Origin of the sequence: Pseudomonas sp. SW-3 (genome assembly GCF_016615645.1) — a bacterium.
Lineage (GTDB): Bacteria > Pseudomonadota > Gammaproteobacteria > Pseudomonadales > Pseudomonadaceae > Aquipseudomonas > Aquipseudomonas mandelii.
Map to the genome: position 1 here is coordinate 4,775,903 of NZ_CP067098.1, position 13,142 is coordinate 4,789,044.

9 protein-coding genes are annotated in these 13,142 nt (G+C 61.2%); all 9 read right to left on the reverse strand.

Annotated elements, in window-relative coordinates; genetic code table 11:
• Positions 1–12: 12 nt before the first annotated feature.
• The 9 genes from JIO00_RS21460 to flgK all read right to left on the reverse strand — a co-directional run bounded on the left by JIO00_RS21460 (position 13) and on the right by flgK (position 13,123).
• Positions 13–1,083 (reverse strand): class I SAM-dependent methyltransferase, encoded by a 1,071-nt coding sequence (locus JIO00_RS21460; RefSeq protein WP_154501397.1) that lies wholly within the window; start codon positions 1,081–1,083, stop codon positions 13–15.
• On the reverse strand, positions 1,073–1,930 hold the full coding sequence (locus JIO00_RS21465; protein ID WP_010457003.1) for an NAD-dependent epimerase/dehydratase family protein: 858 nt from the start codon (positions 1,928–1,930) through the stop codon (positions 1,073–1,075). Before JIO00_RS21465 ends, JIO00_RS21460 begins: the two co-directional genes overlap by 11 nt.
• Positions 1,927–3,153 (reverse strand): class I SAM-dependent methyltransferase, encoded by a 1,227-nt coding sequence (locus tag JIO00_RS21470; RefSeq protein WP_200666804.1) that lies wholly within the window; start codon positions 3,151–3,153, stop codon positions 1,927–1,929. Before JIO00_RS21470 ends, JIO00_RS21465 begins: the two co-directional genes overlap by 4 nt.
• The gene (locus JIO00_RS21475) at positions 3,150–3,710 is read right to left on the reverse strand and encodes a dTDP-4-dehydrorhamnose 3,5-epimerase family protein (protein ID WP_200666805.1); all 561 of its coding nucleotides are present in this window, start codon (positions 3,708–3,710) and stop codon (positions 3,150–3,152) included. Before JIO00_RS21475 ends, JIO00_RS21470 begins: the two co-directional genes overlap by 4 nt.
• Positions 3,707–4,789 (reverse strand): CDP-glucose 4,6-dehydratase, encoded by a 1,083-nt coding sequence (gene rfbG / locus JIO00_RS21480; RefSeq protein ID WP_169856630.1) that lies wholly within the window; start codon positions 4,787–4,789, stop codon positions 3,707–3,709. Before rfbG ends, JIO00_RS21475 begins: the two co-directional genes overlap by 4 nt.
• A complete protein-coding gene (gene rfbF / locus JIO00_RS21485) occupies positions 4,771–5,544 on the reverse strand; it encodes a glucose-1-phosphate cytidylyltransferase (RefSeq protein ID WP_008072576.1) in 774 nt (257 codons plus the stop codon). Before rfbF ends, rfbG begins: the two co-directional genes overlap by 19 nt.
• Before the next feature lie 262 nt (positions 5,545–5,806).
• The gene (locus JIO00_RS21490; RefSeq protein ID WP_200666806.1) at positions 5,807–9,388 is read right to left on the reverse strand and encodes a glycosyltransferase; all 3,582 of its coding nucleotides are present in this window, start codon (positions 9,386–9,388) and stop codon (positions 5,807–5,809) included.
• A gap of 95 nt (positions 9,389–9,483) precedes the next feature.
• The gene (locus JIO00_RS21495) at positions 9,484–11,049 is read right to left on the reverse strand and encodes a flagellar hook-associated protein 3 (protein WP_172791454.1); all 1,566 of its coding nucleotides are present in this window, start codon (positions 11,047–11,049) and stop codon (positions 9,484–9,486) included.
• 13 nt (positions 11,050–11,062) lie between these two features.
• Positions 11,063–13,123 carry a flagellar hook-associated protein FlgK gene (gene flgK / locus JIO00_RS21500; RefSeq protein ID WP_010457010.1) on the reverse strand — a complete coding sequence of 687 codons (2,061 nt, stop codon included), beginning with the start codon at positions 13,121–13,123 and terminating at the stop codon, positions 11,063–11,065.
• Between the last annotated feature and the right edge of the window lie 19 nt (positions 13,124–13,142).

The window sequence follows — 13,142 nt, forward strand, 5'->3', positions numbered from 1 at the left end:
AATTCTCAATGGTCACTGGAACGAAGCGCTGTCGACGGCGTGATAGACGTAGCGTCCATCGGTCATCCGCTTGATTTCTTCGAGGTAGTTGGAGTTCATCACAAACAGGTTGGCGCCTTCGGGTAACGCATCCATGGCTTCTTGTGGCGAGGACACCCGCACGCCACTCAGGGGCAGATACCGACCCTGTTTGGCCGGGTTGATATCCACCACACGATCCACCGCCACGCCGGCCCGTTGCAGGAACAGCGAATAGATCACGCCTTTGGACGACGCGCCCCAGATCGCCGAACCTTGCTCGGGCGCGGCCTGAATGATCTGCACGGCTCGGTCGAGGCTGGTGGTGAAATCTTCGGGCAGCGTCAGGCGCGACACCGGTTGATCCGGGGTCAGGCGCAAGGTCGCCAGGTCGGCGACGATGTACAGGTATTGGCCACCGAACAGGTGACCGGCCTCGTGGACGGTGCCGAACATCCGGCGCAGGTCGTCGAGGCGGAAATAATTGACGTGCTCGTAGAACAGGTCGAACCAGGCACGATGCTCGAGGATCCAGTCGAAGCACGGCACTTCGATGTAGATCTGCCCGCCCTGATTGGCGTCGGCCATTTCGGCGAGGAAACTCACCGGGTCCTGAATATGTTCCAGCACATGGCGCAGCACAATGGCGTCCGCCGCCAGCCCCAGGCCGCGGGTGAACGGCGCCTTGATCACGTCAGCGTTGTTGCCTTCGTAGGCCGGGTCAATGCCGGTGATGGCGTAGCCCAGGCTTTTCAGCAACTCCAGGAAGTACCCTTTGCCGCAGCCGACTTCGATCAGTTCCTGACCCTTGAAGTGACGGGCAATGATGCCTTCGACATCGCTCAAGTGCTTCTGGAACTGACCCGAGTGCGCCTGTTCGTTCTGGTAGTCAGCGTCGTAGCTGAGCTTGTCGGCATCGAAGGCCTGGTTGAAGATCAACCCGCTCTTTTCGTCCTGCACCAAGACCATGTCGGCGCACGCCGACGCTTTCGCCGACGCAGGGTCGGCAAAGGTGCGGTTCTGCAACACCGGCAGGTCGGCGACCCGATACAACTCATGCCTCATGCTCTGCTCCCAGTAGCTGTTGCAAACGGTCCGCCACGCCCCAGAACGCCATCGGTTCGTGGGTCGGGTATGGGTAGTGACCGAGGTTCAGGCGGATCGCCGCGCCACGCTCGCGCAGACGCTGCTCGACCAGCGCCCGAACCGAAACCGGTTGGCCGCTGGAACAATTGATCACGCCGTCGAATTCACGCTGTTGCACGATGGCGGCGAGGTAGCCGGCGGCCGTGTCGATGGCCAGGTAATCGCGCAACTGCTCGCCGGCCGACATGTTGAAACTGGCATCGCCGGCATCGATGGCCCGGTCCAGCGCCGCCAGCAAACTGTTCGGGTTTTGCCCCTCGCCGTGCAGGTAAAACAGCCGCGCCCATTGCAGCTTGAACGGTTGAACCCGCTGCAGATTCTCGAGGAACAGGCGCAAGGTGTTCTTGGCCAGGCCGTAAGGATTACTCGGCAGAGGCGCGGTCTGCTCGCTGAGCGGTCCGCTCTGCAGGCCGTATTCAAAACAGGTGCCGGTGACCAGCACTTGCGAGACGCCCGCCTCCACCGCGCCCTTGATGAACCGATAGTCGGCCATCAGGTTGTGCTCGAAGTGAAACAGCGCCTGATAGTTCGGCAACCCTGGCCAGGCCAGGTGCGCCAAGGCATCGATGCCATCGGTCAGTGCGGCAATGTCGAGATCGGCGGCGTGAATATCCGCCGCAACGAATTCCACGGCCTTGATCCACGGCAAGTTCGCGGCGGTCTCGGCGTTACGCGCTACGGCGCGGACTTCGCAGCCACGGGCGAGCAAGGCCTCGACCAGATGCCTGCCGACGAACCCGGTCGCCCCGGTGACCAGGACTTTCACAGGACGGTCAACTCAGGCACGGCGATGACAAAGCGGCCGTCCCACTCGCGCACCTGGGCCAGTTGCTGACTGACTTCGTGCAGCAAGTTCCACGGCAGGACGAGGACGTAATCCGGCTTTTCCAGATCGATCTGCGCGGGCGAAACAATCGGGATGCGGCTGCCCGGCAGGTACTTGCCCTGTTTGTGAGGATTGGCGTCGGCCACCCAGGCCAGCAGGTCCGGCTTGACCCCGGCGTAGTTGAGCAAGGTGTTGCCCTTGGCCGCCGCGCCGTAACCGACCACGCGCTTGCCATCGGCCTTGGCCTGCAACAGGAAACGCAGCAGTTCGTGCTTGATGCGTTCGGCAGCGGGCGCGAGGGTCGCGTAGTACTCGGGCGTTTTCACCCCGGCGGCGAGTTCGGCTTGCAGCTGCTGAGCCACCGCTGGCTGCACCTCGCGGCGCACACCATCGGCGCGCTGGACAAAGACCCGCAGCGATCCGCCATGGGTCGACAGCTGGCTGACGTCGAACACTTCCAGACCGTTGCGCGCGCACAGGGTCTGGACAGCGGTCAGCGACAGATAGGAATAGTGCTCGTGATACAGCGTATCGAACTGCTGCCCGGCCATCAGGGTCAGCAACTGCGGAAACTCGAACGTCGCCACGCCGGTCGGCTTGAGCAATGTCGCAAAACCGCCGAGGAAATCATTGATGTCGGGCACGTGGGCCAGCACGTTATTGGCCGCCATCAGGTCGGCGGACCAACCGTCGGCGATCAGTTGCGATGCCGTGTCGCGGCCGAAGAACAGCTCGCGGATCTCCAGACCTTTTTCCCGCGCCGCTTGTGCGGTGCTGCGGGTCGGCTCGACGCCCAGGCATGGGATGCCGCGCCCGGCCACGTACTGCAACAGGTAACCGTCGTTGGCCGCAATTTCCACCACGCGGCTGTCGGCGGTGAGGCCGAAACGCTCGACCATTTCGGCGACGTATTTGTCGGCATGGGCCAGCCAGGTGCTGGAGAACGAACTGAAATACGCATACTCGGCGTCGAACAGGCTGTCGGCGCTGGTGTAATCCTCGGTCTGCACCAGCCAGCATTGCTGACACACCGCCACTTTCAGCGGTACCCATTGCTCGGCTTGTTCCAGCTGATCGGCGCGCACATACGCGTTGGACGGCGGCGAGGTGCCGAGATCGATCAGCGGCAAGGCCAGAGGAGTCCCGCAACCACGGCAGTTCATACACGTACTCCAGCGAAGTGTTCATCAAGCAAAGGATGGCTGGAATCCCGTGCCGACAGATTATTGACAGGCAACGGCCAGGCAATCGCCAGCCGTGGATCGTTCACGCTCAAACCACCCTCGTGCACCGGCGTGTAATCCGCGCTGTGCAGGTAGAGCAATTCAGCGTCGTCGGTCAGGGTCTGGAAGCCATGGGCGAACCCGGCAGGGATCAACAGGCTGCGACCGTCGCCGGCCCGCAGGTGTTCGGCGTGCCAGTGCAGAAAGGTGTCGGAGTCGGGGCGAAGATCCACCGCGACGTCCCAGACTTCACCGCGCAGGCAAGTGATCATTTTCGCTTCCGGCGCGCCGGCGTTCTGGTAATGCAGACCGCGCACACTGCCGCGTTCGCGGGTGCAGGAATGGTTGATCTGGCGGATATGAAACGGCTCACCGAATGCACTCAGGCTGCCTTCACAAAACAGCCGCGCAAAGTGCCCGCGCTCATCTTCGAAGCGTTTGTGCTGCACGCTGAACAGTCCGGCGAGCGGCAATGGCTGCAACAGAAACTCGCTCACAGCGCGCCTCGGTACAGGTTCAACTGGCTCAGCGTGATGGCGCGCATGTCGTCACCGTTCCGCCACGCCAAATGCCAGTCGAGGGTCTGGGTCAGGCACTGCTGCAACGACCAGCGTGGCTGCCACGCCAAGAGTTGACGGGCGCGGCTGCTGTCCAGGCGCAGCAGACCGGCCTCATGCAAATCACTTGGTTCGATGCGCAGGCCACGGGCTTGCGGCCAGCGGCTGGCAAGCAATTCGACAACTTCGCCGACGCTGCACATATCCGCTTCGCTCGGGCCGAAGTTCCAGGCACCGGCAAATGCCGGCCCCTTTTCGTAGAGCCCGGCGGCCAGTTGCAGGTAACCGGCCAACGGCTCCAGCGCGTGCTGCCACGGGCGTACGGCTTGTGGGTAACGCAGGGTCACCGGTTCGTCGGCGGACCAGGCTTTAAGCACATCGGGGATCAAACGCTCTGGTGCAAAATCACCACCGCCCAACACATTGCCGGCACGCGCAGTGGCCAGGGCCAGACCGTGTTCGGCATGTTTGTCGGCCGGGAAGAACGACGCCGCGTAAGACTGCGCCAGCAACTCGCAGCAGGCTTTGCTGCTGCTGTAAGGATCGTGTCCGCCGAGGGCTTCGTTTTCGCGGTACGGCCACAGCCATTCCTGATTGGCGTAGACCTTGTCGGTCGTCACCAGCACACAGGCGCGCACGCCACCGACCTGGCGGATCGCTTCGAGCAAATTGAGGGTGCCCATGACGTTGCTGGAGTATGTCCCCAGCGGGTCGCGATAACCCTCGCGCACCAGCGGCTGGGCTGCCAGGTGCAGGACGATTTCCGGTTGGGTTTCGGCGATCAGCTCCAGCAGCGCGCCGAGGTCACGCAGGTCGCCGCGCTGATCGTTGATGCCTTCGTGCACCCGCGCCAGCTCGAACAGGCTCGGCTCGGTCGACGGGTCCAGCGAAAAACCGCTGACCTCGGCCCCCAGGCTTTGCAGCCACAACGTCAGCCAACTGCCTTTGAAACCGGTATGGCCGGTCAGCAGGACCCGCTTGCCGCGCCAGAACTCCGGACTCAGTCCCATTGTTTCCATGGGGCCTCCCCGCTCTGCCACAACGCTTCGAGGTGATTCTTGTCACGCAGGGTGTCCATCGGATGCCAGAAACCTTCGTGCTCGAAGGCCTTCAACTGTTCATCCTGGGCCAGACGGGCCAAGGGCTCGGCTTCCCAGGTGGTCTCGTCACCGCCGATGTACGACAGCACTTTCGGTGAAAGCACAAAGAAGCCGCCATTGATCCAGCCACCGTCGCCACGGGGCTTCTCGGTGAAACCGAGCACCTGATCGCCGTGACGCTCCAGGGCACCGTAACGGCCCGGCGGTTGTACGGCAGTGACGGTCGCCAGGCGACCGTGGGCGCTGTGGTAGTCCACCAGTTGACGGATATTGATATCGGAGACGCCGTCGCCGTAGGTAAAGCAGAAGGCTTCTTCATCCTTGAGGTAACGGCCGGCGCGCAGCAAGCGGCCACCGGTCATGGTTTCTTCACCGGTGTCGATGAGGGTGACGCTCCACGGCTCGCTGTAGTTCTGGTGCACGTCCATGCGGTTGTTGCGCATGTCGAAAGTGACGTCGGAAGTGTGCAAGAAGTAGTTGGCGAAGAAGTCCTTGATCGCATAGCCCTTGTAGCCAAGGCAGATCACGAAGTCATGAATTCCGTGGGCGGAGTACTGTTTCATGATGTGCCAAAGAATTGGCTTGCCGCCGATCTCGATCATTGGCTTTGGCTTGAGGTGCGACTCTTCGCTGATCCGCGTACCGAGACCACCTGCCAGAATTACTGCCTTCATCGCTGTCCTCTTGCTCTTCGCGCGGCCTGGGCACCCTCGCGAGGGTGGGCGGACCGTCAGATGCACATCATTTACCCGCAGCCATTGAGCCGTTCACACCCATTGGGGTGAAGGTTTTATGGCGATATACGGGGGACTTGCAGGAAGTGAGCCAATTGCGCAGGACAAAAAAAATCGCAGCCTTTGGCCGCTACAGGTGTCAAAACATCCCTGTAGCGGCCCAAGGCTGCGATCTTTTGACGTTTAGAGGGTAATCACGGAATCAGTCAGGCAACCAACCCCACAACCAGTGATTGAGGTTGTCGCCCCGCAGCATGAAATCGCGGTGAACCGCTTCACGCAATTCATCGCCCATACGGTAGCTGGCGTCCGGGTCGGCCAGGTGCATGCGGATCGCCTGCAGCCATTCGTCCGTGCTGTTGCTATAGACCCTGGTACACGGCAGATGGCCGCGATAGGCCTCGGTGTCGGTGCAGATCACCGGGTATCCACAGGCGCCGTACTCCAGCAAGCGCAGGTTGCTTTTGCAGTCGTTGAAGATATGGAATTCCAGCGGTGCCAGCGCCAGGTCGAGGTTCAGGCTGGCCAGTTTGAACGGGTAGCTCTGCAAGCCGATGGTGGAGTGAAACTCGTGGACATACGGACGCAAGGCATCAGGGCACATGCCGAAGAACACCCACTCGACTTGGTCCGCCAGTTCGCGCACAACCTCGGCAATGATCTCCAGGTCACCGGTGTGGCTGGTGCCGCCCCCCCAACCGACTCGCGGCTTGCTGGAGGTGCGCCGATGGCTGGTCAGCGTCGCCCATGGGGCCGGCGATAGCATGTTCGGTACTACGCGGATTTCGCTATGCATGCTCGACAAGGCATCGGCCAGCGGCTGAGTGGTGACCACTACGCGATCGCACAGGCCAATGCCTTCGCGCAACAGCTGCTCGGTATTGACCGGTTTGTTGCGGGCGTGGGTGTTTTTCTTCGGCGCACTGACGATGTAGTCGTCGAGTTCGAAAATTCGTAGCGCACTGGAGTACTTTTTCATCCGCAGAATGTCACCCGCAGCGCCTTCGCTGTAACGCCCTTGCAGAATGATCGTGTCTGGTGACAGACGCTCGATCTCCACGGTCGACGGCGACTCATAGGCCACCCGCGCGATCACCCGACCGGCTGCTTCGAGCTCAGCCAGTGGCGCGGTTACCCGGTAATGGCCAACGGCGGTGCTGTTAACCGGCAGACCGAGAATCAACGGCAAGGCACGGGTGCAGAACGGGTTCCAGTTATTGCGCAGTGACGGCTCCAGACTGAAGCTGGAAATCCCAAGGCTCAGCGCCGGGCTGTAGGCCGGATCCTTGGCGATCTTCGGCAGCCATTTGCGATAGAAATCCTCCTGTTCACGCTCGCGCAGTGCCAGTGTCGAAAGCCCTGCCGGCGACACCTCTTGCTGCACCCATACCACGCTGGCGTAAGGCGTCCAGACCACCAGATAACCATCGTTGCCTGCCCGTAAACACAAGTCGACGTCGCTGAGGCCCTGGGTGAAGGTCACCTCATCGAACTGCTCGAGTTCATCAAACACTTGCTTGCGCACCATCAGGCAGAGATTGCTCACCGCACTCCAATTCTGGGTTACGTGTAATCGCTGCATGTAGCCGCGAGAACCGGCCGCTTCGCCATAAAATGGCGAACCGACCGGCCCGGCCAGGCCAAGAATCAACCCGGCACTGACGATCGAGCCCTCGGGGCTGAGGATACGAGCACCGACCACACCCACTTCGGGGCGCTGGGCGTGATTGAGCATTTCATCCAGCCAGTCGCTGTCGCAGATCACTGTCTGCGCGCTGAGCAGCAGCAAATATTCGCCATGCGCCAGGCTCGCGGCAAAGTTACGGATCGCCGCGTCGTTGGCATCACCGGCGTAACGCAATACTCGCAGCATTGCGGCGCCCAGCTGCGCCATCGCCTCCAGCCAGTCGAGCATCGCCGGGTCGTCCGTGCCGCTGTCGACGATCAGGATTTCGTATTGGCCGTAAGCCGTGCGCTCGATCAGGCCTTCGATGCACCGCTGCAACGCGTACAGCGAATCGCCGGTCTGGATGATGATCGACACCAAAGGGCGCGCCCCATGGAGGTAGTCGATTCGGTTGATCAACGGCAACTCTTCCTGCCGGATCGAGTGCGCCACACCAATACGATCCAGGTGTGCGCTGACCATCCCGGCATTGTTCTCGATCACCTCCGGCAACGACAGCCAGGCGGCGAAAGACTGACTCGACTCAATCTGGATTTCGGCGATGTGCTCAATGGTTTGCGGCCCGGCCTCTTCCACCAGACGCCATAACAAATCGTGCGGCGCCAGCTCACCGTGAGCCGAATCGAAGCCGCCCAGCGTCATGAAGCGCTGCCGCTCGAAGGCCAGAGTTCGGCCGACGTAGGGATAAGCACGCATCAGATCGAGATTGAAATCGGGTTTGAACACCGGGTCGATCGACTCGCCATCGACCAGCGCGCCCTCATCGCTGTAGGCACAGAGAATGCCCGCCGAACCCGCAATGCGTTCAGCCAGGATCAGCAGGGCCGACTCGCGCAAAGTGTCGCCAGCTTGCAGCAGATAAAACCAGTGAGCGCCTTCCAGCTGCGGCACCACCGCGTTGAGTTGTTGCGCCCAATCCGCCTGGAACGGCAACTGCACCACACGATCGTCGGTCGCACACAAGGCATCAGAAAGCACCACCACCGCCTGCGGCGTGTAAAGCTGTCGGCTGATGCTTTGCAACGTAGTGTTCAACGCTGCACTGTCAGCGCCGCTGTCGATCACAATCGGCACGATCTGCGGACGGAACGCCCAGCTGTCGAGGCGTTGCGGCATGAGCTGCTGCTCGACATCGGAGAACCTGCGGATCGCCAGCCATTCGCGATAGAAATCGGCGTAGCTTTCGCTCTCCCCGCCCACCCGACCATTCACCACTGTGTTGCGGTTGCCCAAAATGCGCACCACGCACAATTCTTCCCAGGCGTGGGGCTGGTCGGTGATTTTAGTCAGCTCGATGTAGCGCACCCAACCCGATGCCGGTGCCGATTCACCGCTGCGTGCCGCGAGCATCTGCGAAAGCCAGCTCCACTCCACCGCTGCGGCCTTGACCATTTCCGGGGTTTTGCTCAGACGCTCCGGGTACAAACGTTCGGTACTCAGCACAGTGCTCAGCGACACCAGATTGCCGCGACGCATCAAGCACACGAACAAGGCGAAATCGAGCATGGCGACGAAACCGGCGCCTTCCTGAATCAGCGCCGGCAACAGCTCCAGTACATCGACGCGACGCATCAGGGTCGAACTGAAGTTGCCGAGGAAATTCTTCGGCGTACCTTCGAAGATCGCCAGCATGTCATCGCCCTTGAGCAAGGCGTCGTTCGGTGAGAACCGGCAATTGTCGACCCGTGGCGGCAGGATGAAATTGCCGGCGTCGCTGAGCATCCGCAGGGCAAAGACCACATTCACGTCCGCGTGGTCGATCAACACCTGCGCCTGCAAGGCTACGCTGGGTGAAAACAGACGGTCGTCATCACACAGCACTTTGATGAATTCGCCACGGGCTTCTTCGACGCAACGCAATACGTTCTTCTGCAAGCCCAGACGCTGCGGATTACGCAAGTAGCGAACCGGGTGAGCCGGGTGAGCCGGCTCGATGAAGGCCTCGACAATGTCGCGGATATCGTCGCCGGACGAATCGTCACAAATGACGATCTCGATGTGCTCGTAGGTCTGGGCGAGCGCACTTTCCAATGCCTGACTGAAGAAGCGCGGGTTGAAGGCTGGGATGACGATACTGACGAGGGGGCGTTGATTCACGGCAGGAAACTCTCGAGCGGCGGGCCTCTACCCTTTCAGGCAGAGGCCCCGGAACCGCTTACAAAAAGACGGTTGGCAGCTCGGCAGGCGCTGGCTCAGACCTTGTTGAACAGGCCCAACTGAGCGATCTTGCTGAAGGCCAGTTGCGAGGCCTGCAACATGGTTTGTTGCAAGGTCAGACGGGTCATCACTTCAGCCGGATCGGAATCGCGGATTGACGATTGGGTCTGGGCATTGGCCAGCGTCAGGCTCTGGTTGGTATCGTTCTGGGTCTCCAGAGCAGCACCGCGACCACCCACCGAACTCAAGGCGCTGGACAGCTGATCGGTGCCGCTGGCCAGGTTGGCAATACCGGAAGCCAGTGACGCTTGCAGCTTTTGAGTAGCGATCGGGTCACCATTGGTTGGTGTATTCAGAGCGGTTTTCAGTTGGCTCACGGTGTCCAGGATGTTCTGGGTTTCGTGAGTGTTGACCGCGATGCTGAACTGATCGTTGGCAGCCGGCGCACCGCTCAACGTGAAACTCACACCCGATGCAGTGGCGACGCTGCCGGCCATGGTTCCGCTAGACACAGGCTTACTGCTGGCCGTCAAAGGCGCCGCATACAGGTCGAAGGCGGTGGCGCTGGTGAACTTGAGGATCGCCGAACCGGTAGGGAAACTGGCGTGGTAATCCGCCGGGTTGGTGATGCTGCTGGTGGTGACCTGCGCCGCCGAAGCGTTGCCCGGGCTGCCGGTTGCACTGAAGGTGTCCGGCTTGGCCGCCAGGGTAAACGTGTGGCCAGGCAGCACGGTCGCCGCCGTATCGCCGGCACTCAGGTTGATGTTCAGGGTCAGCTCGACGCCACGGAAAGTGACGGCCTGGCCGTTCTTGCTGGCAGGGTCGAACGCACCGCCCTGACTGGCTTCGGCAGTCACGTCGTTGCCGCCCGAGTCAGTGATTTTCAGCTGGGTGCCGCTGACGAAGTCCACGGTATACGGCTCGCCGCTGCGGAATTTGGCGTTGTAGGTGACGTTCGACGACACCTGGCCGTTGGACAGGGTCACGCGGCCGTCATCCACGACCGGCGCGGTCCGGGTGACCTCGCTACGGCTGGTGTTGATCGCCTGCTGGAACGCTTCCCAACCGGTGCTGTTGGTGGCCATCGACATGGTGTCGCCGATCGCCAGGTCAAGCGTCACCTGGTCGCCGTTGTAGCTGTAGGTGCCATCGTTGTTACGCGTGAACGGAATTGTATCGCCCTTGGAACCGGCGAAGATGTATTTGCCGTTCTCGTCCTTGCTATTCATCAGGCTCAGCAACTGCTCTTCGATCTGCCCCAACTCCGATGCGTTGGCCTGGCGATCGGCATCGGTGTAACCGGCGTTGCCGGCGCCCACAGCCAATTCCTTGGCGCGCTGCAACACGCTATTGATGCTGGTCATCACCGCTTCGGTCGTGCCCAGGGTCGCCTTGATGGTCGTGGTATTGGCCTTGTACTGATCAAGCATCGACGCCTGTTGACCCAACTGCAGCAGACGCGAGGCGCCAACCGGATCATCGGCGGCGGTGTTGACGCGAACCAGGCTGCTGGCCTCTTCGCTGCTTTTGACTACGTTGGCGAAATTTTTCTGGTAGTTCGCAGCAGAGGACTCGTAAAACTGGGCGGTAGAAATGCGCATGGGCTACGACTCCTTAAAGACTGTTGATCAGTGTGCTGAAGATTTCCTGCGCAGCCTTGATGATCTGCGAAGACGCGGTGTAGTACTGCTGATATTTGACCAGGTTGCCGGTTTCCTCATCGAGGTCGACACCCGACAGCGAATCGCGAGCGCCCTTGGCGTTGGCCAGGATAGCGGTGGTCGCGGCACTGTCGAGCTTGCCTTGCGCGGCCTTGGCGCCGACGCCTTCGACCAGTTTGCCGTAGGCGTCGGTCAGGGAAATGCCTTTACTGGCCGAACCGGTATCCACGGTCTGCTTGGTCTGCAAGCCGGCCAGTGCGGTACCGTTACGGTTGTCCAGCGTACCCGGTTGACTGAGCGTGACGTTAATTGCACTGCCTTGACCTGGCGAACCGGCCACGGTCATATCAAAGGTCGCCGTACGCTGCACGGCGGGTGGCCCCGGATCCATGATCGCGGCGCCGCTGGCGTCGACCAGTGGAATGCTCAGGCTGAGCGTATTGTTCTGGCCAGGCACAATGGTGCCGCTGCTGAGTGCATTGCCTTTGGCATCGAGCAATTGGTAAGTCTGGGTGGTGCCACCGCCGGCACCGAAAACCACTTTGACCGGAGTCGAATTCTGCAGCCCGTTCTGAATGGCCAGAGTGGTCGCCGAGTCATAAATATCAAACTGCGTGGTCAGGGTCGGTTGACCACTGGCCGGGATCGTCAAGGTGCCGCTACCGCCCGGTGCGATGGACGCGCTCAACGGTGCCGCGATGGCCAGACGCTTGCTGTCGGTCATCTCGGTCTTGATGTTCGCCGCCGCGTTGCGGGTCGGCGTGATCTTGAACGTGTCGCCCGCCGCGGCGGTGCCGCCGGAAAGCTTCAGCGAGAAACCGTCGATTACCGGCGGCGGCGTGGTCAGGGTGCTGAAAGCGCCCATGGACGTGCCATCTGGCAGACGCGACACGGTGTAGTTGGTGCCGCTGGTGAAGGTGACCTTGTAGTCGTTGATGGTCAGCTTGCCGCTGTCTTCGATACTCACATCAAAGTTACCCGAGCCGGCACTGTTGCCGACGGTGGCAACACTGCGGCTGGCCATCTGCGCGGCACTGTTGATGCTGTTGAACAGGTTCGAGCCGAACGCACCGTTTTTGTCGATGCCCTGAGCCTGGAGGCTGTTCATCTGATCGGCGACAACCAGCGCCACGCGGCCCAGTTCGTTCATCGCCGGGTCCAGTACGGTGCTGCGATAGCGCAGCAAACCACCCATTTCACCACCGGTCATCACCGACGTGATGTCAACGGTGCTACCGGCGCGATTGAGCTGAATGCCCATGCGCGAAGGGTCGTTCAGGCTTGACGCCACGGACAGGGTGCTGGCGGTGCCGCCGATGACCAGCGGCTGGCCGCTGCCCAGATAAACGTCAAGGTTACCGTCGCGTTCGATGACCTGCGCACCGGTGAAGGTGGAGAGCTGACGCACGGTTTCGTTACGCGCATCGAGCAGCTCGTTCGGCATGCCGCCGGATTTGGAAATCTCGGAAATCTTCTGGTTCAACTGCGCCACGGTGGCGGCCAGTTTGTTGACCTGATCGGCCATGTTCGCCAGGTTGCCGTTGACGTTGGCGTTCTGCTGCGTCAACTGGCTGGAGATCGAGTTGAAACGATTGCTCAAGGCCTGGGCATCGCTGAGCAGCAGCTGGCGCGACGCGTCATCACCCGGCTTGGCGTTGACGTTCTGCACCGAGGCGAAGAACTTGGTCAGGGCGCCGTTGAGGCCGGTGCCGCTGTCCGAGAGCAAGGCGTCGAGCGGGCTGATCTGCCCGGCATACGCAGCCGCATCGCTGTTGAGCGAGGTGGTGGTCTGCAGTTGCGCATCGAGGTAGCTGTTGTAGACGCGACGCACATCGGCCAGGGTCGTACCGGTGCCGATGTAGACATTGCCGAACTGATTCGAGGCTTTGGTGCCCTGCACGGTTTGCTGGCGTGAATAACCGGCGGTGTCGGCGTTGGCAATGTTATTGCCGGTAGTCATCAACGAGGATTGGCTAGCAGCCAGACCCGACATCCCGATATTGAGCAAACTCATGGTTCAGACCTTATGCCTT

Excerpts from the sequence above, each read along its gene's own strand:
- JIO00_RS21460 (WP_154501397.1), bottom strand. The coding sequence starts at position 1,083 with ATGAGGCATGAGTTGTATCGGGTCGCCGACCTGCCGGTGTTGCAGAAC.
- JIO00_RS21470 (WP_200666804.1), bottom strand. The coding sequence starts at position 3,153 with ATGAACTGCCGTGGTTGCGGGACTCCTCTGGCCTTGCCGCTGATCGAT.
- rfbG (WP_169856630.1), bottom strand. The coding sequence starts at position 4,789 with ATGGAAACAATGGGACTGAGTCCGGAGTTCTGGCGCGGCAAGCGGGTC.
- rfbF (WP_008072576.1), bottom strand. The coding sequence starts at position 5,544 with ATGAAGGCAGTAATTCTGGCAGGTGGTCTCGGTACGCGGATCAGCGAA.
- JIO00_RS21495 (WP_172791454.1), bottom strand. The coding sequence starts at position 11,049 with ATGCGCATTTCTACCGCCCAGTTTTACGAGTCCTCTGCTGCGAACTAC.
- flgK (WP_010457010.1), bottom strand. The coding sequence starts at position 13,123 with ATGAGTTTGCTCAATATCGGGATGTCGGGTCTGGCTGCTAGCCAATCC.